Here is a 21,370-nt window from a genome sequence, read left to right as displayed (position 1 = left end):
AGCGTCCGCACAGCCTTCCGGGGATAGCCCTTCAGTGACCGAACATATACCGCCGCGAACGCATTTGCACGCTAAACACCAGTCCAAGAGCCAGCATATTGGTCATGAGGGAACTACCGCCGTAACTCATGAATGGGAGCGCAACACCGGTAATCGGCATCAGCCCAATCGTCATCGCGATATTCTGAAACACTTGAAACATCAGAAGCCCGACCGTCCCGACACAAATATAGACACCGAACAAGTTGTTGGCCTTTAGCGAAATGATGATAATCCGATAGATCAGCAGAAAATAAATACAAAGCAATAGCGCCGAACCAATAAACCCGAATTCCTCACCAACCACGGCAAAAATAAAGTCCGTATGCACCTCTGGCACGCTGCCATTCTGCACCTGTGTCCCTTGTGTGAAACCCGAACCAGTCAGCTGCCCGGAACCGATGCCCATCATCGCCTGTTTTAACTGATATCCATAATCAGACCCGGATTCGATCGGATTCAGCCAGCCATATATCCGGCCAAGCTGATGCGGCTTGAACACTTTGGTCAGGATATCCAGATGGTTGGCATACATATAAATAAAACCGCCGGCAAGACTTACCGCACCAGTCAGCAGCATCGTCAGCATTTTCCAAGAAATACTGGAGGCAAAAATCATCACGGAGGCAATCACAGCCATGATCAGCGCCGATCCTAAATCAGGCTGAACAAGAATCAGAGCGAACGGGACAAGCGCTATCCCCAGCACTTTCAGCGTAACCGAAATACTGGCTTTCAGGGATATGCGATCCGTGCCGAGTTTACTTAATTGGCTGGCCAGCACTAGAATGAGAAATATTTTCATAAACTCGGACGGCTGGAGTTCAAACACCCCTAAATCAAGCCACCGCTGCGATCCTTTTTTGGACAAGCCAACAAAATGAACAAGCAGCAGCATCCCGACACCCGCTAAATACAGCCAAAACGTCAGACGGTCCAGCAGCTCATAGTCAAAACTCGCTGCAGCCGCCATGATCAACAGACCTACTATATACCAGATCGCCTGCCGCTTCGCAAAATAAAACAGATCCCCCTCAACATACTGACCTGATCCGCTGTATATCGCCAGCAAACTGAATAGAAACAGACACACGACTAAACTTAAAAGCACGACATCAACTTGTGGTTTATGTTCCTGCTGCATAGACTGAAAACCCTCTTTACCTTTTCAATAAATGAATCCGCGACGCTTTTATTTGGCCAGCGTCAATGATTTCGTGATCAGTTGTACGACAAAGACATCATCCAAATACCCGACCGGCATTAAGTAGTCCGGAATCACATCGAGCGTGACAATAAAATAGAGCAGCGCACTCGCGATGGCTGCCAACTCTTTTGCGGATCCCTTTTGCTGCTTATAACGGACAAACCATTCCTTCAGCTGGTCAATATACGGTCCGCCGCTGCCCGTATTCGTTATCTTGGTGCCAAACTGCTGCAAAATCGTATGATGGCCTTCTTCCGTCCGGCTGTATGCTTCATACGTCTTTAAATGCGCATCCACCTGCTGTCTGCTGAAGTCAGACGGCGGCAAATCGGCAGCAGTCAGCATTTGCCGGATCTTTTCGGCGGAAGGGTCTGCTGCTGTGTCATCCCGGTCCCCGCCATACAGCGGATAACCAGCCGCCTTGAGCAAATCAGCCGGCGGTATATCGAGACACGTGGCAAGTTTATGCAGATGATCCAACGTCGCTTTTCGCTTCCCGTTCATGATTCTGGAAAGCGTCGCCGGATCAATGCCGGCTGACAGCCCCAACTTTCGTGTGGACAGATCCCGTGTTTCCATATGGTGTTGGATAATGTCAGCCAGTTCATATCGATATCGTTTCGCCATTTTGTAAACCCTTTTCTGTCCTGATAGATTAATGGTTAACACCCATTTTGCCTGAACTATACCGGTGTGTTGACAATTTGTCAACAAAAATGACGTCAGCTTGTCAACGTGTGGTATTTATAAGAAAAACTCGGCTCCCGCCTCGTCTTTCCAGAGGTCAGAGGCCGGAAGTCAGACTTGAAGACATCGGCGAATTAGCCGATTTCAGTATTGAAAACATCACCTAAAATGATATTTATTATCTTACAAAAAAGCTGCTGAACCATTGATCAGCAGCTTTATTCGTTGGGCAAATACCCGTTCCAGAAAGCGCGGGTCTCCCCGAGCTGTTACGTCCCTTTTCCCTTCGATTAAACCGTTATGTCAATGACCACTCCGGTCGTCTACGCCAGGTCTTGACAGGTCACGCTTATTGACCCAAACACGATCCTGGTTCTCCGTTTCCGGGAATTTATCTCCGGCATTCAGTTCCACCTGCTGCGGCTCTTCAACATTGCTTCCTGTTTCACCTTTTTCAATGTAAACCCCATTGTTCGGCGCCTTTTCACCACCGTGGAAGCGTGACTGTTCCGCCATCATCATCACTCCTTCATCAAGATTGCCATCTTAGTATGGCACCAATTTTTACAGCTTATAACTGCAAATTGATCTGCTTCAATGCGGTCGCCTTTCATAAATGGTGAGGGCTTTAACCTCTGATTATCATTCACGACTGCTCATTCCCCCGTCTGTCGCTGTTGTCTCAGAATCAGCTCATAATAAAGCGCTGTCGTCGTTTGAACAACAAGAAACACGACAATCGAAAATGTCATACTGTAACCATTATTATAATGTACCACATCCATAAATAGCGATACACGCTCCATCAGCAGGGCCAGTAATGTCCATCCGATTATATAGAAAATGATGGTTTTCCGGCCAATTTGAAAACGACGGTAGAAATAGACGAAGAAATAGCTGAATGGTGCAAACAAGAAATAGGTGAGAAGATCCGTTAATTCATATTTATCGGAGTCGTTAACTTTGTAGAAATCCATGACACCGCCACCAATGGTAAAATCAAGGAATGTGGCGATCGTAAACCCCCATACTAAAAACAATAAAGTCATGTCCCGCGGTAATTTTTTGGGGAACATAAAAAAGGCAGCATAGCTGATAACCAGCATGACCAAAACATATATTTCATTTTTATCAAACGATTCCCATAACATCATGTATGATTCACCGCTTTCTCAGAGACGCCTTCCATGATGCAATAAGCAAGAAGTGCCACAAGATTGAGCAAAAAGAAGTATATGGCATCAAAACCAAGATTCCAGTGCGTATGTGCCGTCATATCCAGAGCGGTCATAAGATAGCTCACCCCAACCAATATCAGGACAATAGACAGAATCGTCACCGTCTTCCACAGAAATGTGTCACGTAGCATAGACATATTCAGCTGGATTAACAGAAGCATGGGGATGATAATGCTGCGGTTCAGCAAATATGCCGTGTATGGCAGTGCCTCCTCTGTCCGTTTAATGACTTCCAGCTCATTCACCGTCACCCATGAAAAGTTTATACTCACAATCAGGCCAATAAGAAATACAAACGTGTATTCCACTAAGGATAGCTTTTTTGGCATCACGCCAAATAGAAAGGTGACCAGCCATGCCAGAAAGAAAAATATCGGAAAAGCCAATAACAACAACCTCCAAACTGGAAAGTGTCCATGTGTAGTATGGGTTATCTCAATTGATATATTCATCAAAAGGGGATAAGGAAACTCGCCCATTTTAATGATCCCTTTCGTCAGATTGCCGTTTCAGGACACTGATGGTGAAGGTTAAAGCGGAAAAAGAACCAATGGTATACATTAATTTGTATATCCTCTCTTATAACTTGTGGTATAATCAACTGAACACATTGCAAAATAAAACCATCGATGCAGCTACACCGACGGTACAATAGGGCCATCCTTTCAAAGGGGCTCGCACCAGGAGAAATAGACCTTTCCTCGATACCTAGCAAGCGCTCAAGGGAAGTCTGTTTTATCGAGCTATTGCTAACATGTCTTTTCTTAACATGGATTCAATAAAGTTATAGCCTTTCTGAAACCCTCAGGTATAAACCATTATTACGACGTTATCCGCTTTAGCAGATTGAACCAAAAGATCCCAATAAAAATCATCCCGTATATTATTTCGGCTGTAGATATAAACCACATCTATGGAATTCAATTCTTCTGTGATCAAATACATCAGTTTTTCATACACATTTTGCTTGTCTACATAGATTGTGCAATCATCGCCTTTTTCCTTTTTCAGATCGGACTTCATTTTAGTAACAGCTGAAGTGGTGTTTAAATCACTTTGTTCCTGATAATACAGTACGATAGATTTCATGGTTCAGCATCAATCCCTGTATCTTTTATAATTTCATCCATTTTATCATGACAACCTTTTTATTTCCCTGAATCAAATAAAAATAATTGACGAAAATATGTTCGCATGGTAGTATTGTGTCAAAATCATTCCCAGCAATTAAAAGAAATGAGCTGATAATCATGACTTATGATGATTTTTCTACTGTACGCGAAAAAGCCGGCTTTTCGGTAAAAGAAACGGCTAAACTATTGAATAAAAGCGAACGGACAGTTTACAGATGGGAAAATAAAGCGTACAGTCCGGATCCTCAGATTTTGAACAAGCTGCAAATTATAGCCGAAGCCAAAAACAACCCATACACTACCGGAGAACCCCGGTTCAAATTTATTGACCTGTTTGCCGGGATTGGCGGCCTGCGCCGGGCATTTGAATCTGTCGGTGGTAAGTGTGTCTTTACAAGTGAGTGGGACGAACATTGCCGAAAAACATATATGGCAAATTATGACTGTGACCATGAGGTTCTGGGAGATATAAAGGATGTCAACTTAGACGCTGTTCCTGACTATGATGTATTATTAGCGGGCTTCCCATGTCAACCGTTCTCCATTGCCGGTGTATCCAAAAAGAAATCACTTGGTATGCAACACGGCTTCAGGGATGAAACGCAGGGCACTCTTTTCTTTGACGTTGCACGGATGATTGAATATCATCGTCCGAAAGCTTTTGTGCTGGAAAATGTCAAAAACCTTCAGACCCATGATAAAGGAAAAACGTTCTCCGTTATCATGCGGACACTAGAAAAAGAACTCGGTTATCATGTTGATTATAAAGTTATCAATTCAAAGGGATGGGTTCCCCAAAACAGAGAGCGTATTTTTATCGTCGGCTTCCGAGATTCCGCGGGTTTTTCATTCGATAATTTTGTTGTAAAAGATCCCTGCAAAGGACCAACACTTAACGCCGTTTTACACCCTGAGGACAGTACCGAATTGCCGGACCCCCCTTATACGGATGAAAACGGAAAGGTTCGTGAGAAATATACGCTGAGTGACAAGCTATGGCATTATCTGCAGGGTTACGCCGAAAAACATAAGAAAAAAGGAAACGGATTCGGTTTCGGATTAAATGGTCCGGAAGATGTCGCCCGTACATTATCTGCACGCTACTATAAAGACGGCTCAGAGATCCTGATCAGACAGGAAGGGAAGAATCCAAGGCGACTGACACCAAGAGAATGTTCCCGGTTAATGGGCTTTGACGAAAAAGAGCCGTTTGTCATTCCTGTATCCGACACACAGGCATATAAGCAATTTGGCAATTCAATTGTCGTTCCGGTCGTCGAAACCATTGCCCAGCATATGCTGCCATATATTCTGGGAAATACGGAAAACACCTCCAACAAAAAACCCGAACAACTTGATATATTTGATATGCCTGAATATGAACCTGAGATGCCGTCCGTATAATTTTTTAGTAAGGGTGTGCTGAATGAAAAAAGGATTCCTCTCCCAGTATTTTGAGGCTATTGTCATAAAAAGGCTTAGTGCCGTGGAAGTTGATACCGAACGATCCAATCAGCATGAGTTTAACGGAACCGGTCCGCTCAAAAATTTATTCGGAAGCGAACGGCTGAATCATTATCCTGTTACATTTGTATGGCTTGGCGGCGATGAAAACGAAGCCTTTTCCGAGGAAGGATCGATAACGTGGTATGATGCGAGAGAAAGTAATCCCGCCCGGTCAGCTGAATGGAGGCTGTATTTCAGCTCCAACGGCATCACTGACCTGGCTGATGAACAGGATCTTTTAATCGTAGCCAGAAGACCGGACCGGCAAATTTTTATGTTTGTTGTCCAGTCAGATTCCACGTTTGAAAACCAGCTGTTATGGCTGTTCGATATAGAAGAGGCCGGCAAGGGCTTTAACTATCAGGCTATTGAAGAAGGTCACAATCTAAAAATAGACTTTGCTGCCAGGCGTATACTGGAAGAAGCAGGTATTGATGTTCAGGAGCCGGATGCCGCCTGGCTGGATTCCCTTATAGAACCATATATTGAGAAAGGTTTTCCGACTACCAGAGAGTTTTCCAGATTGGCGGAAGCATCTGTGAAAGATTGTGATCCAATTAATGAACCAGACCTGACGTTAATGCAGTGGGTTCAACAGGAAGAGAAGTTATTCAAGCGACTTGAAAGGTATATTGTTAAAAACAGGCTCGAAGTGGGATTTACATCCAAGGGTATAACGGATGTGGACGGGTTTGTCCAATTTTCATTAAGTGTCCATAACCGCAGAAAGTCCCGTGCCGGACACGCATTGGAAAATCATTTGCAACGTATTTTCCAACGGCATGACATTAAGCATTCACGAGGTAACGTCACAGAAGAAAAATATAAACCCGATTTTCTTTTCCCGGACATTCAAGACTACAGGGATGCTGGTTTTCCGAGTGAAAAGCTGACAATGTTGGGTGTCAAATCCACTCTCAAAGACCGCTGGCGACAAGTACTGGCTGAGGCTGCCAGAATAGAGACCAAACATTTGCTGACGCTTGAACCAGGCATCAGTGAATCTCAGACCAGTCAAATGAAAACCCAAAAATTAAATCTGATATTGCCCCAGCCATTACACGAAACATTCAAAGAAACCCAGCGGAGCGAACTCATGGACTTAAGTGATTTTTTGACACTGGTTAAGAAGCGCCAATCGTCTATCTAGGGAAGGATAAATCCCGCCTTCCCTTCAGCATCTTTTTCTTAACCCGGAGAATTCTTTGCCTTATTAATAAAATCGATGACACTCTCTAATGTCCGGTCGAAGTCATCTTTCAGTTCATGCTCCCACACCCTTAAAATGTGCCACCCATTTTCTTTATAGACATTTGTAACGTCCCGATCTCTTTCAACGTTTCTTGTCAGTTTCCTTTTCCAAAAATCCCTATTGTTTTTTGGCATATTTCCGTGCAATGGACATTGATGCCAAAAACACGAATCTATAAATATGACGACTTTATATTTTTTGATGGAAAAATCGGGTTTTCCGTATAAATCTTTTGTATTTCTTCTGAATCGGATACCACGCTGCCATAATTCCCGACTCACTATATTTTCCAATTTGGATATTGACTTGATAGCAGCCATGTTCATACTGCGGTCTTCTTTTGACATGTTATCTGCCATAATAGATCACCTGTTTTCATGGTCTACACTTTTTTATCATCGGAAAAGCTTTTCCCAGCCAAACATGTTTCCTTTTTATCATAACAAATGATTCATATACTATAAATATATCAACAATACAATAACGAGGTGAGCCAAATTGGAAACATCCCTGATATCCCCGGATAATACGTGGGCGCTGTGGGCTTTTTTTACAGGTTGGGCGGCTGTCAGTATTTATCTGGAACAGAAATATGCGTGGGCATCCAAAATTTCCGGGGCAATTATTGCGCTATCGGGGCGATGGCACTGGCCAACCTGAATGTGATCCCGCTCGAATCGCATGTGTATGGTGCGGTCTGGGATTATGTCGTGCCGCTGGCGATTCCGCTTCTCTTATTTCAAGCGAACATCAAAAATATCTGGCAGGAGAGCGGCCGGATGCTGTCCATTTTTCTGCTGAGCGGGATCGGGACGGTATCTGGTACGATTGTGACGTTTACGCTGCTGCAACATGTCGTCCCCAACCTCGACAAGATTGCGGCGATATTGCCGGGTCGTATACCGGTGGTAGTGTCAACCTTGCCGCGATGGCAGCAAATTCGATACACCGGGTGACATGGTGTCAGCAACGGTCGTGGCGGATAATGCCATGATGGCGCTGTTCTTTTTTGTGTTGATGGCGATTCCGGCGATCACCTTTTTCCGGAAGTGGTATACGGCACCCCATATGGCGGAAGTCGAAGCCGATACGTCCGATAATGAAGGCGAAACCTAGGCAGCAGCCTTCTAGAAGCGGAAAGAAATCTCCCTGAAGGACATTACCACAAGTGTGGCCGCAGCTGTTGTCCTTGTGGCGGTTTCCTTTCAGCTGGCCGATTTCTTTGCCGGCGTCGTGTTCCAACGGGTGAGGATGCGGCCTTCGTCTATCAGATGCTGGGCGGGATTATCGGTGATCAGTACCTCATGCTGATAACCTTGACCGTTCTGGCAGTTGTGGCGTTCCCGAAGTTTTTTGCCAAGCTCCAGGGAACCCAGGAGCTTGGCACGTATTTGATTTATTTATTTTTCGTCGTTATTGGTGTGCCGGCATCCTTATCACTCGTGATCACCACCGCACCGCTGTTGCTCATATTTGTTTTGGTCATTGTTTCGATGAACAGCCACGCCAACCTCGGTGGGCCGACAACTGCTGCTGCGATGGCGATCGCCAAAGGCTGGCAAAAGCTGATTGTGCCGATCCTGCTCGTTGGCACGCTTGGTTACAATATTGGCAACTACATCGGCACCGGGATTGGGTTGTGGCTGCAGACGTGGATGTAACTTTGTCAGGGAAGGGCCCAGACTGCTTACATGCGGGAAGAAATGTAGTGTTTGTCGGCGTTCGCTTAAGCATTCCTGTCTGAACAAGAAAAATCCGCTTTGACACAGGCTCAAAGCGGATTGTTTCGTACAGCATATTATTCATTTGGACGCGTTTCCTGATAGGAAAGTGAATCCCAGAAGCTGACATCTTTGTCATTCACGGACCCATCGGCTATTGCGTTTGCAGTTGCCTCCAGTGCTGTCGTTGCTTGTTTGATCAGATAGCCGTTGCTTTTTTGACCAAGCACGTATGGTTCATAGTAGTGGTCCGCCATCCCGCGCATTTCGAGCAGAAGTGTTGAAATGTCATACTGCACGGCAATACCGTTGCGGCCGATGTTTTCACCTGTGCCGCCTTGATATTTGCCAATATGGCCCCAACCCTTTGGCTCAATCGCATCAAATACAACCGCTCCAAGTTGCTTTGACTGATGCAGGACATCCTGGTCAACAGCATCCGCCGTCGGATGGAGCATAGAACCTGAAACAAGGTCACCATCGCGTTCACTCCATACACCCTGATGATGCATATCAACCATGTAATCAATATCGTATTCGCTTAAAACATTATTGTGGAGTGCCTGACTTTCCGGCTGCTCCTTTGCGATGTGGTCACGGTTTAAATCTACCTCGTTGGCATTATAGCGTGTCAGATGCCGATCGCCGTCAGCTACATAATCCTCCAGGGAGAAATTCACGTCCCCCATGGCGCCATCCGCATTATACATCGGCATCAGCAGGATATTCACGCCATCCAGCACGTCTTTGTATTTGCCTGTTCCCAGATGCTTAATGAAGTTGAGCATTCCCTCAGTGTTTAATGCTTCATTCCCGTGCTGCTGCGCAAGGTATAGAACGGTCGGATTATCAGGATCATTCATATATTTGACCAGATGAATATCCCGACCCTGCACCGTCTGTCCAATCTCTTCAAGTGCCATCTGCTTTTGTTTCGTTTCCTGCTTTTCGAGAAAATCGACCATTTCACTGTACGTATGCAGCATTGATGTATTAACATTTTCATTTCCCCCGTAACCTGGGCCATTGCCAACCGCCAGCACAGATGGTGACGTTAGCGCCATTCCACCGAACACCAATACACCCATCATAATTGCTGTCATAACTTTTTTCATCAAAACCCCTCCAGATAAAATTTTGGAATCTATATATATACTTTTATCCAGAAGGGCATTAATCCTGCTTTAAATTGGAAAATGATGTTAAGGACCTATGACGGCTAGGTCCATTGGCACGGCCAAAAAAGCCAGCGGTCACTAAAGCTGGGAGAAACGCATCAATACGGCTGCCACATGACTTTCTTTGCTTCCTCAAAGCGCTGGTTCACGCTGTCCCAGCAGACGACGTTCCACCACGCATCGATGTATTCTTTGCGGTTGTTGTGATACTGCAAATAATACGCGTGTTCCCAGACATCAAGGACGAGCAGCGGAATCACATCCTGCTGGGTGAGGTTCTGATGTTTTTCCGCCTGCAGGATTTCCGTCCGGCGTGAGCGCGGTGACCAGACGAGCATCGCCCAACCGACTGCCTGAACTTTGTCAGCTGCATTCGTAAAATGTTCCTTAAACTTGTCAAAGCTGCCGAACGTCCGCTTAATTTCGTTTGCGATAGCGCCATTTGGCTTTCCGCCGCCATTCGGGCTCATGTTATCCCAAAAAATCGTATGCATATAATGGCCGGCCCCATTAAACGCCGCTTCGCCTTCCCAATGCCGGATCAATTCAAAATTTCCTGTCTTTCTGGCTTTCTGCATTTCTGTTTCCGCCTTGTTTAGACCATCAACATAGCTCTGGTGATGTTTCTGATGATGGAGACGCATGATCTCCTCACTGATATATGGCTCCAAAGCATTATAGGCGTACGGGAGCGGCGGCAGGGTATGTTTGCCAATTGCAACCGTCTGATATTTATCAGACTTTCGCTCATCGGCCGTTTCCTCAGCCTCATCGTCTGCCTGATCGTCCGACGCTCCGTCTATCAGCTGCCAAAATTCTGATTCAAGTTCACGGGCCTTTGTGTTCAATGTTTCGATTTCTGTTGCGGCATCCGCTATCTCATCTTCGTCGATCAATTGCTCACGGGAATCGGCCGCCATTTGGCCGAGTTCCTGAAAACGTTCCTGCCACACACCCAGCTCCTCCCCAGACTGAGCATCAGACCGCATTTCGGATGAAGCTGCCAGCTGTTCGCATTGCTTTGCCCAGTCCTCTAAGCGCCCCAGCCAGTCGATTTCAGGTGATTGTGCAGACATAATAAATGGCCTCCTTTTGATGGATAAAATAATCTCCATCTCAGCCTATGCAAGAGCGCCCATTTTCGTAACACGCTGTAAGCACCTTCTTCATAACCAACCGCCTTTTTCAACTTAAATACTGACGTCCCGCCTTTTGAAAAAGATAAATGACAGGAACAAAAATACAAACAAATAGACTACGAGCATGATAATGGAAAATTGGAGTGTCATACCTTCTACCATTGGACCACCCGAGAAATAGGCATTCAGATTCGTATTGGCGAACAGCGAGAATTTCGCCCAGTCGGTCAGCAGGGCCAATATATTCGTGGCGGTTGTGCCGACAAACATCAGCATGACAGAGATGGCAATGGCAATGGCATCACTTCGAAATATGGTCGATACCATAAAAGCAAATGCGGCCAGCATTAATAGTGAAATGCTGCTCGTTAGATAATTGATCCCTAAGTATAAAATCCGCGGCCATTCATATACGTCACCATGACTGGCCGATATATGCGTGGCTGATCCACCAAAGCCGAATAACAACCCACCTATAGCAAAGGAAAGCACAAACAACAGTGTAAGCAGATATAAACCGAATAAAATCGTTGTGATGAATTTTGCCATCAGGATTTGTGTTCTGGAGGCCGACCGGACGAGCAGCAGTTTAATGGTCCCATTCTTGAATTCCAGGGAAACAATCGACGCGCCGACAATGATGACGAGTACACCAATCAGCTGGACGAGATCCATATTCGTATCCATATAGCCCCAGACATTTTCCGTTTCATATGGGGATATATCATTTTCCAGTCTGTATGTATTGATTGCCTGCTGATTGATGGCGTTGCTCTCGATGTAGTAATTATTGGTCGTCGCTTCCTGCTCGCTATATTCTTCATTTTGCTGGATCAGTTCTGCCTGCCACTGTTCTTTTCCGGGCAATTCCTGATCCGCTTGATTATAAAAGGTATAGACAGCTGTCGCCATAACGCCGACAACCAATAAACCGCACATCACATAGGTACTTGTTCGATTAAACAGCTTCATCCATTCGTTTTGAATCAACTTAAAGAGCATTAGGCCAACCCCCCGTTTGTCACTTCAAAAAAGCGCTCTTCCAGTGATTGCTTTTCTAAAACAGCTTGGTATACCACTACGCCATTGGCAGTTAGATGCGTAATGATGTCACCTGCCTGTTCCTTTGTCGCTTGAAGCTGGAGATTGTTACCCCGCAGCTCCACATCCCTATCCGGGAAATGCTCAGCCAGCAGTTCTTTCGCTTTAGCTGTATCGTTGACTTCGATAGCATAGGAAAGGACAGTCTTCATCGATTCGGATGCATCAGCAACACGCTCCACCTGCACCATCCGTCCTTCCTGGATAATGGCATACCGGTCACAAATAAGCTCGATTTCCGACAGCAAGTGGCTGGAGATCAAAATCGCAACATTCTCTTCTTTGGCCACTTGTCGAAGATAATCCCGCATTTCCTTGACCCCGGATGGATCAAGTCCATTTGTCGGTTCATCCAAAATCAGTACTTTCGGGTCATGAAGCATCGCCTGGGCTATTCCCAGTCGCTGTTTCATGCCCAGGGAAAATTTCTTCACTTTTTGATCTTTGACATGCTCAAGCCTGACAAGTTCCAAGCGTTTTTGTATGGATTCTTTTGTGACGTTTTTGCTCATGCGGCCAAAGTGGATCAGATTTTTTTCGGCGGTCAGGTACTGATACAATTCCGGGTTTTCCACAATTGTACCCACGTGTTCGATGGCTTGTTTATAATCCGTGGCAATACTATGTCCGCTGACCGTGATATCACCCGATGTGATATTCGTCAGTCCGACAATCATCCGGATGGTTGTTGTTTTTCCCGCGCCGTTCGGACCCAGAAATCCGAATATTTCGCCGGGATACACATCAAATGACACATCCTGAACGACAGGCGTTTTTCCTATTTTTTTATGAACATTTTGCAATGATAAAACCGGTTCCATTTCAGCACTCCCCCTCTATTCATCGTCATCCCAAAACAAGTCATCCAATGTCTTGGACAATGCTTTGCAGATGGCTTTGCATAAACTGAGCGTCGGATTGTATTTGCCCAGTTCAATCAGTCCGATCGTTTGCCGGGATACGCCAACCCGCTTGGCTAGTTCCTCCTGTGATAAGTCATGCTCCGCCCTGGCCATTTTTAGCTTAATATTTTTCATCAGGGTCACCATCTTCGGCCGAATCGTCCAGCTGTTTGGCCACTGTTTTGTCGCTTTTTCGCTTCATCATCGTATAGCTGATGGCCATCACCAGAACGAGAAACGGTACATACATCATGATTGAAGCCGCAAAAACAAGGAAAAACGTATAGATGCTGTTAGCAAAACCATCACCATATAAAATGGCGCTACGCATGCCAATAACCAGTGCAGCTCCAACGCCAATCACCATGCCAATGACAAGCTGTTTCTGCCCTTTTGTCATTTTACTCGTCCGGTCATGCATTTCCACTTCATCCGAAAAAATCCCCAGACTTGCTGACCGCCAGGAAAAGTAGATACCAGTGGCGATGAAAATGACCCATTCAGTGTAGACCGCCTCAAGGTGGAATCCGTTCTGGTAAAACTTGATAGCTGCAGAGATAGCGCAAATAAGCATCACCAAAATATAGATTTCACGGTAAATTTTATTTTCAATGTTGGTTATCCGCTCATCTTTCGTGTTGTGTTTACGGAAAAACATTTTCTTGGCCCCCCGTTGTTATGTTCCAGTTCATTATATACTGTCCAATGTCATTTTGCAATGTATATATTGCAAAAACATTAGTATATACGTCAATATGTTAAATATGAATAACTCGAGCTGGAGATATGGTCTCGGGCTGAAGTTGCGGCGCTCAGGCTGAAGATGCGGTGCTCGGGCTGAAGGTGCAGTGCTCCGGCCGAAGTTACAGCGGAAAAACTGAATAAACTGGCGGGAATCCGTCTTTGCCCTGCACAAACGACCTGGCATCCTGTATAATTGCGGTGTTATCAAGCTTAAGGGAGAATTGCTATGGACGGAAAAATTCATGCTGTCATCGGGGCGGGGACCGGGGTTGCGGTGGCCCAGGCGACTGGCCAGGACGCCGTCAATACGGCTGTACTACTGACGGCCGGGATCATTGCTTCACTGGCGCCGGATTTGGATACAGCAGGAAAACTGGCCAATAAAATTTCACTGTCCCATAAAATGATTCAGGGGTTTGTGCGGACGACCGGCATCTTGACCGCGGGATACGCGTGGTTCGGCTTATCGGGATACGCTATGTACATCGGCCTCGCCTTAGGGGCGTTTTTGTTATTGATTGCGCCTAAGTTTTCGCAAAAATTGATGCTGTTTATCAGCGGGGCCGCGATTATCACCACGGGGATAGCCCTATCGGAAATCTGGGTTTGGCTGACTGGTCTGTATGTCACAGTCGCCGCGCTCGTATCGCACCGGGGCTATACGCATTCATTGATCGGCCTAGCGTTTTTCAGTCTGATTGCCTTTTATATCAGTGAGCGCTTTTCAGTAAACAGCTTATATTGGACGCTTGTTTTGGCGTATGCGAGTCATTTGCTGGCCGATATGCGGTTTGTGCCGGGTAATAAACGGGGCATCAAATTATTTCTGCCATTCAGCCAGAAGGCGATTTGATGAGGGGTGATGACGGAAACAGCCTGCTTGCCCCTTATACCGCGCAAAGATAATGGTTAAGTATCCGCTTGGGGCGGGATCCGGCATTTCCTGTCATCAACATGATTCAAAACAACGTTGGACATGTAATCGTCATTCGTTTTTGTCTTGTTTTGCTGACTGATTTAAGCCAAGCGTCAACGTTTCTTGTAATGCATTGATTTCCTGGCGAATTTGGGGGTGCCTTGGAATGTTAGGAATGTCAAACGTCTCAAGTAACTGTTGCTGCTCGATGGACTGTGCCATCGCCTCAAAAAAGTAAATAAACGGGGCGGTTTCACCTTTCGTCAATGTTGTTTTGACCCCACTATCTGCAGCCGTGTTAAAGAAATAACCAAGCTGCTCCATGGCGATAATAGCTGGTGAAAAAAGACTCAACGCATCAACGCGATTTGGAATTTCGCCTAATGCGGTGTCGTAAACCGTACGTAAATTATTTAAATTGGTTCGCATCTTATTTTGCGTACGGCTATAATCCCGACTGGTGGAGACACTGTCACCGGAAAAAATCTTGAAAAATAACTGTGATTGGCTGCGAATCGTTTTAGCCATCAAATGTGGCAATCGGCTTGAAGCGGAATGCCGGCCGACCAATAAAACGAGGGGGTTTGTTTCACGTTGAAAGCATCTTTAATGATTGATGTAGCCACTAAAGCATTCCTTCTTTCTTGTAAAGCAGATGTTCATGCGATTTTGTTGATGTCCAAATCAAGAGCATAAAGTAAAACTTCATTCAGCTGGGTGTATTTCCCTGCTGAATGTTAGTTGAACAGAATCGGACCTTTACAGGCAGTTGATCCCCACCAATCTTTTTCGTTTTCCTTAAAACTTTGAGGTGGGGTCTTACTGCCTGTTAAGGCGGGATAAAGTGAAACTTCATTCAACTGGGTATGTTTTTCCCTGCTGAATGTAGGGGGACAAAGGCTAAGTTCGCAACGTCGTGTTGCAACGCCTTTGTGACCTGCATCGTGCAGGCCCGAACAGAATCGGACCTTTACGACGCACAGGACGTGCTAGTGCCGATAATGCGACAGGACGTCGCGTTATTATCGGCCAGGCAGCCCGCCCCCACCAATCTTTTTCGTTTTCCTGAACATATTGAAGTGGGGATCTTACTGCCTGTTAAGGCGGGATAAAGATAAATTTTAAAGAATGAACCGTTAGATGTCAATGTCTCACCTTTTCTCACGTGCCAACAATCGCTTGTCTGGCCAAGCGGTCTGCATGGGGATTTTGCTTTTCGGGAATCCATTTGATGAAGAAATAAGGGAAGTGGCGTACCTTTTCCTGGATAGCTGCGAGCAGCGGCTTGAAGGCCGGATTTTTCGTATAGCCGGACTCAACGGTATCCACTACCAACTTGGAATCCGAGCGAAATGATAGGATGTCACCGGGAAAAAAGTCCAGGCAAACATCCAGTGCTTTCACCACAGCGTGAAACTCTGCTTCGTGATTAGACATGACAGCCAGCGGGAAGGAAAATGCCTTCACGTGTCCATGTGCTTTTATATAAACACCCGCTCCACTGGCACCGGGATTGCCGCTGGATGCCCCGTCTGTATATACCTCAATCATGTGCCAAACTCCTTTCCTTCGCGCCAGAGCCATTCCCAGTCAGCCATACACATGTCCCTACTTATCATCATCCTCGCCATAGTAATCCATTTCCTTGGAGCGCTGCTGCTGGCGGTAGCCGTACATGATGTTGCGGACCGTGGTTTCGCTCTCGAGACCGGAGCCAATTGCGCCGGCAACCGTTGCCACCGACGTGATCAGCCAGCCAAGATGAAAGAAATGGCTGAATCCGGCCGCTTCTTCTTCTAGACCGGTCACGTCGCTGAACAATTCAGGCGGCACGATAAAAGCAACCGCCATTAAAAACATGGCAAGAAGCATGGCGTAATAAACACTGACAGCAACCGTTAACGTCATTAGGGTGGCCGCGTTGTACAATAGCCGCATTTTCCGGTCGTTTTTTTCGCTTGGTTTTTCCCATAAATTATGCGCGAAAATAATCCAAACGACCATACCAATAATGGCACCAAGTGTCAACAAAACAAAGCGGGTCGTTTCATAAGACACACTCAGCCGCCATAATGTCGGAAAAATCAACCCGTACGCACCAGTGGCAAATGCGACCGCCATGACACGTTTGAATGCCGGGATGATCGACCATGGACTGTTCGCATGGGTCATGCCGAGCAGTAATTTGAATCGACCGTACATTCTCGGCTTCAATATAAAGCGGACATCGGATTCTGCAATGTCATCAGGGGGTGTAACTTTTTGAACAGGGGTAAGTAGAAACCGTCGCTTCATCAACCCTCTATGTGTATTGACACTGTGGCCGTTATCGTGAAGCGCCTTATTCACGCGAAAATACAATTCACCAACAACCTGGATAACCGCTTCTTCTACCCTTTTTGTGACGGGGGGCAGCCCGAACGCCGGGATAGATATTTGCACAACGCCTTCGTTTTCGTTCACATCCCCCAGCACAACACCTTTATCGGAAAAGATGGGGAGATCAGTCAGACAGACGGTATAGTCCCAGTTGTTGTCTTCTTTAATGGTTTTAGCCCGATGAATCAGCTTGTCCACATTTTCCGCTGCACCTGTCAGCGGGTCCCGGACCACCTTGACTGTCCAGGAAATGCCGTCATCAATCGTTTCGGTGAAGGCTTGTGGCAGCCTGTCGACTAATTTGCCAGCGACCTCTTCCGCCAGCTCGGGAGCCGGAATCAGACCGACGATGATGGCTTTTGACACTGGATAACGTCCCCCTTTCGCTTTGTTGCCCATTCGGTCTTTTATGGCATACCCGAATTCAGAAGCTGGAAAACGGGCCCGAAAAAAGTTAGCAGCCGGGAAGAGCTCCCTCAACTGGCAATTAAAACTTTACGGGCGGGCCGGTTTGCGGTACGATTTACAGTAAGTAATTTTCCGAATCTTATCAATTAGAATGTCTTGTCTTAACCGGATGACCCGCTCATAAGCATGGTTGTAAAGAAGGTGTCACAATGAATCTGACCTATTTTCTCTTCTTCCTCTGCATTATTGTCTGTACATTAATCATTACCTACTGGGCAGCGCAGCAAAGTCAAACGACGAATCAGTTCTATGTCGCCTCAGGCAGCCTGACGGGCATTCAGAATGGCATGGCGATTGCCGGGGATTACATTAGTGCAGCGTCGTTTTTAGGGATTATCGGAACCATTGCCATCAGTGGGTATGACGGGTTTTTATATGCGATCGGATTTTTGGTTTCCTATTTAATTGTTTTATTTTTTATCGCCGAGCCCGTTCATCGGCTAGGCACCTACTCGCTCGGTGATGTAGTGTGTTCGCGTTTTCCAGGTAACCGGATGCGCTGGATGATGGCGATTGGGGCCCTGATTATTTCCATTCTGTATATGATTCCGCAGCTGGTGGCGGCAGGTCTCTTGCTCCGGCTGCTGCTCGATATTAACTATTCCACCTCTGTCATGGTTATCGGCACGCTCATGACCATCTATGTCGTGTTCGGCGGGATGTTTGCGACGTCGTGGGTGCAAATTGTCAAAACCGTGTTGCTCATGTCGGGGACATTTCTGCTAGCCTTTATTGTCCTGGCACGGTTTGACTGGCAGATAGGCGAACTGATCGTCCAGGTGAAGGCGGGTACACCATTGGGGGAGCACTTTTTCCTGCCCGGCAATTTATATGATCAGCCACTGGAAAAATTATCGCTGCATCTGGCGTTAATCCTTGGGACGGCGGGACTGCCGCATATTCTCATCCGCTTTTTTACAGTCCGCAATACCCGGGAAGTGCGCAAATCGCTTTTGACCGCCAGCTGGATTATCGGGGCATTTTACATCATCGCCCTTGTATTAGGGTTCGGTACCGTTGCTCTGATCGGGTATCAGCAATTGGTGACCCTTGATCCGACTGGGAACCTTGCTGCACCGCTGCTGGCCGGGGAGTTAGGCGGGGACTTCCTGATGGCCTTCATCGCAGCGATTGCCTTTACGACGATCATTGCGGTTGTTGCGGGTCTGGTCATTTCGGCCACGACTGCTTTTTCCCATGATGTTTACTTCCACATTATTAAACAGGGCCAAACAACCGAGAAAAACCAATTGCGGGCGGCACAGTGGACAGCCTTTGTCGTCGGTCTTGTTTCCACATTGTTTGCGCTGGGTTTGAAAAATATCAATGTCACATTTCTCGTCTCGCTCACCTTTATCGTGGCGGCAGCGAGCAATCTGCCGGTGCTTCTCTTTACGATTTATTGGAAGCGCTTTAACGAAACAGGCGCTTTGACAGGGATGGTCAGCGGTCTGATCGCCTCACTAACGCTCTTGCTGCTGGGGCCGCATATTATGAATCCGGATGGCGGCTGGATTCCCTATGAGCCGCTTTTCCCACTGGCCAATCCTGGCATCATGGCGATTCCGATCGGGTTTTTGGGAGCCTATATCGGGTCAGTGCTGTCAAAGCCGGCACCGCAAACGCTAAAAGTATTCCGGCAGTTTTCGGTTAAAGCCCAGACAGGGATTGACACAAGGGATGAGCACCGATGACAGCGTTAACACTCACATTATTTGAACGGCTCGGGTTGTTGCTCGTAATCGCCTTTGTGCTGACACGTACGTCCGGATTCAGGTCGCTTCTGGAACGGGAATTCAGCCGGAAAATGACGCTTGTCCATGCCTGTGTATTCGGCCTGTTTGGAATCGCCGGGACGATTACAGGGGTTGTGCTGGAAGAAGGAACGGCTGCGACACATGCTTTTGTTTTGACAGCCGTAGATGATAACCAGATGATTGTCAGCTCCAGCCTGGTAGCAATTGTTATTGCCGGTCTGTTGGGCGGCCCCGTCGTCGGTTTAGGTGCTGGGGTTATCGCCGGGACACATCTTTTTTTCCTCGGCGGCATAGGCTTTTTAGCGAACAGTCTTGTCAATCCGCTGACAGGCGTTTTGGCCGGATGGACCGCCCGCTTTTTCTCCAACGAGCGGGTCATTTCCCCAATGAAAGCGTTGTTTATCGGGGTGTTTCCGCCGGTTTTGCACATGCATATGTTGCTGATCGCGGAGCCGGATTCCGTGGCCATGATCGACATTGTGAACACGATTGGTCTACCGCTTGTCCTGTCCAACAGCATTTCGATTGCCATTTTTACCGCGATGATCGGCATTGTACTAAGAGAGCAGGAACATGAGGCGGCGCAGGCAACCAAACAGGCACTCGCCATCGCAGAGGAGGCGCTTCCGTTTTTGAAGAAAGATTCAGCGAGGGAGATGGCTGCCGGTATTGCTGATTTGCTTTATGACCGTCTGGAACTGGCTGCTGTCTCCGTCACGAGCGAACGGGAAGTTCTGGCCCACAGAGGGATGGGGACGGACCATCACCAGGAAGGGGACCCGATCATGACAACGTTATCCCTTCAGGCGATCGCTTCCCGACAGATGCAGGTCGCCTATTCACGTGCGGAAATCCAGTGCCGGCATGATAATTGTCCCTTTGAAGCGGCGATTATGATTCCGATCATGGATGAACATGATTCAGCCGGTCTGATTAAATTTTATTTCCAGAAAGCTCAGCACATCCGACCGGTGGAGCTTGTTCTGGCTAAAGGATTGGGACAGCTCATTTCCAATCAGCTGAATACAATCACCACGGAAAAATTAAAAACGCATATCCGTGATGCCGAATTACGAAACCTGCAGGCCCAAATCAATCCGCATTTTTTGTTTAATACGCTGCATCTGATTGCGGCATTGTTCCGGAAAGATCCGGAAAAGGCCCGGCGTATTACGGTCCAGCTGGCCCATTATATGCGTTTTAATATTGGGCTGGTGTCAGCATCCCTTGTGCCGCTGGAAAAGGAATACCAGCACGTCAAAGCGTATATCGACATCATCCAGACCCGTTTTTCCAGCCGGCTGAAGATTCATGTTTCCGTACCGGATGCGCTGAACGGGGGTTCAATCCCGCCGTCAACCATTCAGCCGCTTGTGGAAAACAGCGTCCGGCACGGGTTGAAAGATGTGACCGATGGCGGCGACGTGTCCGTCACGATCACCAGGCAGGATCAGACCGTTCGTGTGGCCGTCCGTGATAACGGGTCAGGCTTCCCGGAGGATAGGTTAAATATTGCCGGCGATACGTCGCTGACCGGCCAGTCTAACAGCGGCGCCGGCTTATACAATGTGAACCAGCGGCTGATCAGTCTACTTGGCGACGGGTCCCAGCTGTTTATACGCAATTTGCCTGATCAGGGAAGTGAAGTTTATTTTACGATTCCATTCAAGGATCATTAAAAAGGCTATACTCGCAAATTTTGCAGCTTTTTAACCTTCGCAATTGAAATAAACTGCGACGTAACTGCTACGTTGATTTCCGCTCCGGGCAGTCGCTTTCCGCGGGCAACGCTTCAGCTTCCTCGCAGAAAAGATTGCTCGTCGCACTGCGGGGTCTCATCTAGGAGTCTTCTCTCACAGGAGTCTCTGTGCTTTTCCTCCGCTAGTTTGGATTTACTAACCGTGGTAGTAATAGTAAATCGCATCACTCAACTTGACTAACTTACTAGTCCGGGTGAGTGGAGGGCGGTGACTCCTGCGGGAACAGCACGTGTCCGAAGACCC

General features: G+C 47.0%; 21 protein-coding genes and 1 pseudogene. 6 read left to right on the top strand and 16 right to left on the bottom strand.

The window, feature by feature from the left end; translation table 11 throughout:
* Nucleotides 1-31: 31 nt before the first annotated feature.
* The 6 genes from rodA to ACFQ4A_RS06125 all read right to left on the bottom strand — a co-directional run bounded on the left by rodA (nt 32) and on the right by ACFQ4A_RS06125 (nt 4,260).
* The gene (rodA, locus tag ACFQ4A_RS06150) at nt 32-1,183 is read right to left on the bottom strand and encodes a rod shape-determining protein RodA (protein ID WP_382398656.1); all 1,152 of its coding nucleotides are present in this window, start codon (nt 1,181-1,183) and stop codon (nt 32-34) included.
* 48 nt (nt 1,184-1,231) lie between these two features.
* Nucleotides 1,232-1,873, bottom strand: a complete 642-nt coding sequence (locus tag ACFQ4A_RS06145) for a DUF1232 domain-containing protein (protein ID WP_382398654.1) — start codon at nt 1,871-1,873, stop codon at nt 1,232-1,234.
* Nucleotides 1,874-2,236: 363 nt separating this feature from the next.
* A complete protein-coding gene (locus ACFQ4A_RS06140; RefSeq protein ID WP_382398652.1) occupies nt 2,237-2,449 on the bottom strand; it encodes a YjzC family protein in 213 nt (70 codons plus the stop codon).
* A gap of 140 nt (nt 2,450-2,589) precedes the next feature.
* Nucleotides 2,590-3,087: a hypothetical protein gene (locus ACFQ4A_RS06135; RefSeq protein ID WP_382398650.1), complete on the bottom strand. Its 498-nt coding sequence runs from the start codon at nt 3,085-3,087 to the stop codon at nt 2,590-2,592.
* The gene (locus ACFQ4A_RS06130; protein WP_382398648.1) at nt 3,084-3,557 is read right to left on the bottom strand and encodes a hypothetical protein; all 474 of its coding nucleotides are present in this window, start codon (nt 3,555-3,557) and stop codon (nt 3,084-3,086) included. The genes ACFQ4A_RS06135 and ACFQ4A_RS06130 overlap by 4 nt, the downstream gene beginning before the upstream one ends.
* 418 nt (nt 3,558-3,975) lie before the next feature.
* Nucleotides 3,976-4,260 (bottom strand): hypothetical protein, encoded by a 285-nt coding sequence (locus ACFQ4A_RS06125; RefSeq protein WP_382398646.1) that lies wholly within the window; start codon nt 4,258-4,260, stop codon nt 3,976-3,978.
* Nucleotides 4,261-4,421: 161 nt separating this feature from the next.
* Between ACFQ4A_RS06125 and dcm the strand changes: the two genes are divergently transcribed.
* Nucleotides 4,422-5,708: a DNA (cytosine-5-)-methyltransferase gene (gene dcm / locus ACFQ4A_RS06120; RefSeq protein WP_382398644.1), complete on the top strand. Its 1,287-nt coding sequence runs from the start codon at nt 4,422-4,424 to the stop codon at nt 5,706-5,708.
* Between the two features lie 22 nt (nt 5,709-5,730).
* Nucleotides 5,731-6,960 carry a type II restriction endonuclease gene (locus ACFQ4A_RS06115; RefSeq protein ID WP_382398642.1) on the top strand — a complete coding sequence of 410 codons (1,230 nt, stop codon included), beginning with the start codon at nt 5,731-5,733 and terminating at the stop codon, nt 6,958-6,960.
* A gap of 38 nt (nt 6,961-6,998) precedes the next feature.
* Here the strand turns inward: ACFQ4A_RS06115 and ACFQ4A_RS06110 are convergent, their stop codons facing one another.
* Nucleotides 6,999-7,421 (bottom strand): very short patch repair endonuclease, encoded by a 423-nt coding sequence (locus ACFQ4A_RS06110; RefSeq protein ID WP_382398640.1) that lies wholly within the window; start codon nt 7,419-7,421, stop codon nt 6,999-7,001.
* Nucleotides 7,422-7,560: 139 nt separating this feature from the next.
* Here ACFQ4A_RS06110 and ACFQ4A_RS06105 point away from each other — a divergent pair.
* Nucleotides 7,561-8,723 (top strand): annotated as a pseudogene (locus tag ACFQ4A_RS06105) (DUF819 family protein).
* Between the two features lie 137 nt (nt 8,724-8,860).
* Here ACFQ4A_RS06105 and ACFQ4A_RS06100 read toward each other — a convergent pair.
* The 6 genes from ACFQ4A_RS06100 to ACFQ4A_RS06075 form a co-directional block, all read right to left on the bottom strand.
* Nucleotides 8,861-9,898 carry a M14 family zinc carboxypeptidase gene (locus ACFQ4A_RS06100; RefSeq protein ID WP_382398638.1) on the bottom strand — a complete coding sequence of 346 codons (1,038 nt, stop codon included), beginning with the start codon at nt 9,896-9,898 and terminating at the stop codon, nt 8,861-8,863.
* 161 nt (nt 9,899-10,059) lie between these two features.
* On the bottom strand, nt 10,060-11,037 hold the full coding sequence (locus tag ACFQ4A_RS06095; protein ID WP_382398636.1) for a superoxide dismutase: 978 nt from the start codon (nt 11,035-11,037) through the stop codon (nt 10,060-10,062).
* A gap of 114 nt (nt 11,038-11,151) precedes the next feature.
* A complete protein-coding gene (locus tag ACFQ4A_RS06090; protein WP_382398634.1) occupies nt 11,152-12,102 on the bottom strand; it encodes an ABC transporter permease subunit in 951 nt (316 codons plus the stop codon).
* Entirely contained in the window at nt 12,102-13,022 is a 921-nt protein-coding gene (locus ACFQ4A_RS06085; protein ID WP_382398632.1) for an ABC transporter ATP-binding protein, read from the bottom strand. Before ACFQ4A_RS06085 ends, ACFQ4A_RS06090 begins: the two co-directional genes overlap by 1 nt.
* A 15-nt stretch (nt 13,023-13,037) precedes the next feature.
* Complete coding sequence (locus ACFQ4A_RS06080; RefSeq protein WP_382398630.1) at nt 13,038-13,238, bottom strand: helix-turn-helix transcriptional regulator; 201 nt, start codon at nt 13,236-13,238, stop codon at nt 13,038-13,040.
* A complete protein-coding gene (locus ACFQ4A_RS06075) occupies nt 13,225-13,761 on the bottom strand; it encodes a DUF6773 family protein (RefSeq protein ID WP_382398628.1) in 537 nt (178 codons plus the stop codon). The genes ACFQ4A_RS06080 and ACFQ4A_RS06075 overlap by 14 nt, the downstream gene beginning before the upstream one ends.
* A gap of 312 nt (nt 13,762-14,073) precedes the next feature.
* Between ACFQ4A_RS06075 and ACFQ4A_RS06070 the strand changes: the two genes are divergently transcribed.
* Nucleotides 14,074-14,700 (top strand): metal-dependent hydrolase, encoded by a 627-nt coding sequence (locus ACFQ4A_RS06070; RefSeq protein WP_382398626.1) that lies wholly within the window; start codon nt 14,074-14,076, stop codon nt 14,698-14,700.
* A gap of 132 nt (nt 14,701-14,832) precedes the next feature.
* Here ACFQ4A_RS06070 and ACFQ4A_RS06065 read toward each other — a convergent pair whose 3' ends face one another.
* The 3 genes from ACFQ4A_RS06065 to ACFQ4A_RS06055 form a co-directional block, all read right to left on the bottom strand.
* Complete coding sequence (locus ACFQ4A_RS06065) at nt 14,833-15,291, bottom strand: hypothetical protein (RefSeq protein ID WP_382398624.1); 459 nt, start codon at nt 15,289-15,291, stop codon at nt 14,833-14,835.
* Nucleotides 15,292-15,924: 633 nt separating this feature from the next.
* Nucleotides 15,925-16,314: a ribonuclease HI family protein gene (locus ACFQ4A_RS06060; protein WP_382398622.1), complete on the bottom strand. Its 390-nt coding sequence runs from the start codon at nt 16,312-16,314 to the stop codon at nt 15,925-15,927.
* A gap of 57 nt (nt 16,315-16,371) precedes the next feature.
* A complete protein-coding gene (locus ACFQ4A_RS06055; protein ID WP_382398620.1) occupies nt 16,372-17,508 on the bottom strand; it encodes a hypothetical protein in 1,137 nt (378 codons plus the stop codon).
* A gap of 251 nt (nt 17,509-17,759) precedes the next feature.
* Between ACFQ4A_RS06055 and ACFQ4A_RS06050 the strand changes: the two genes are divergently transcribed.
* Together ACFQ4A_RS06050 and ACFQ4A_RS06045 are read left to right on the top strand one after the other, a co-directional pair.
* Nucleotides 17,760-19,304 carry a solute symporter family protein gene (locus ACFQ4A_RS06050; protein ID WP_382398618.1) on the top strand — a complete coding sequence of 515 codons (1,545 nt, stop codon included), beginning with the start codon at nt 17,760-17,762 and terminating at the stop codon, nt 19,302-19,304.
* Nucleotides 19,301-21,046: a LytS/YhcK type 5TM receptor domain-containing protein gene (locus ACFQ4A_RS06045; protein WP_382398616.1), complete on the top strand. Its 1,746-nt coding sequence runs from the start codon at nt 19,301-19,303 to the stop codon at nt 21,044-21,046. Before ACFQ4A_RS06050 ends, ACFQ4A_RS06045 begins: the two co-directional genes overlap by 4 nt.
* The last annotated feature ends 324 nt before the right edge of the window (nt 21,047-21,370 follow it).

Source organism: Lentibacillus salinarum, from assembly GCF_042679865.1.
Taxonomy (GTDB): domain Bacteria; phylum Bacillota; class Bacilli; order Bacillales; family Amphibacillaceae; genus Lentibacillus; species Lentibacillus salinarum.
Note: the sequence above shows the minus strand (reverse complement) of the source record. Positions and strands in the feature narration are given on the sequence as shown.

Bases quoted from the DNA above. Each gene is read 5' to 3' on its own strand.
- rodA (WP_382398656.1), bottom strand. From the start codon at position 1,183: ATGCAGCAGGAACATAAACCACAAGTTGATGTCGTGCTTTTAAGTTTA.
- ACFQ4A_RS06145 (WP_382398654.1), bottom strand. From the start codon at position 1,873: ATGGCGAAACGATATCGATATGAACTGGCTGACATTATCCAACACCAT.
- ACFQ4A_RS06140 (WP_382398652.1), bottom strand. From the start codon at position 2,449: ATGGCGGAACAGTCACGCTTCCACGGTGGTGAAAAGGCGCCGAACAAT.
- ACFQ4A_RS06135 (WP_382398650.1), bottom strand. From the start codon at position 3,087: ATGATGTTATGGGAATCGTTTGATAAAAATGAAATATATGTTTTGGTC.
- ACFQ4A_RS06125 (WP_382398646.1), bottom strand. From the start codon at position 4,260: ATGAAATCTATCGTACTGTATTATCAGGAACAAAGTGATTTAAACACC.
- dcm (WP_382398644.1), top strand. From the start codon at position 4,422: ATGACTTATGATGATTTTTCTACTGTACGCGAAAAAGCCGGCTTTTCG.
- ACFQ4A_RS06115 (WP_382398642.1), top strand. From the start codon at position 5,731: ATGAAAAAAGGATTCCTCTCCCAGTATTTTGAGGCTATTGTCATAAAA.
- ACFQ4A_RS06110 (WP_382398640.1), bottom strand. From the start codon at position 7,421: ATGGCAGATAACATGTCAAAAGAAGACCGCAGTATGAACATGGCTGCT.
- ACFQ4A_RS06100 (WP_382398638.1), bottom strand. From the start codon at position 9,898: ATGAAAAAAGTTATGACAGCAATTATGATGGGTGTATTGGTGTTCGGT.
- ACFQ4A_RS06095 (WP_382398636.1), bottom strand. From the start codon at position 11,037: ATGTCTGCACAATCACCTGAAATCGACTGGCTGGGGCGCTTAGAGGAC.
- ACFQ4A_RS06090 (WP_382398634.1), bottom strand. From the start codon at position 12,102: ATGCTCTTTAAGTTGATTCAAAACGAATGGATGAAGCTGTTTAATCGA.
- ACFQ4A_RS06085 (WP_382398632.1), bottom strand. From the start codon at position 13,022: ATGGAACCGGTTTTATCATTGCAAAATGTTCATAAAAAAATAGGAAAA.
- ACFQ4A_RS06080 (WP_382398630.1), bottom strand. From the start codon at position 13,238: ATGAAAAATATTAAGCTAAAAATGGCCAGGGCGGAGCATGACTTATCA.
- ACFQ4A_RS06075 (WP_382398628.1), bottom strand. From the start codon at position 13,761: ATGTTTTTCCGTAAACACAACACGAAAGATGAGCGGATAACCAACATT.
- ACFQ4A_RS06070 (WP_382398626.1), top strand. From the start codon at position 14,074: ATGGACGGAAAAATTCATGCTGTCATCGGGGCGGGGACCGGGGTTGCG.
- ACFQ4A_RS06065 (WP_382398624.1), bottom strand. From the start codon at position 15,291: ATGGCTAAAACGATTCGCAGCCAATCACAGTTATTTTTCAAGATTTTT.
- ACFQ4A_RS06060 (WP_382398622.1), bottom strand. From the start codon at position 16,314: ATGATTGAGGTATATACAGACGGGGCATCCAGCGGCAATCCCGGTGCC.
- ACFQ4A_RS06050 (WP_382398618.1), top strand. From the start codon at position 17,760: ATGAATCTGACCTATTTTCTCTTCTTCCTCTGCATTATTGTCTGTACA.
- ACFQ4A_RS06045 (WP_382398616.1), top strand. From the start codon at position 19,301: ATGACAGCGTTAACACTCACATTATTTGAACGGCTCGGGTTGTTGCTC.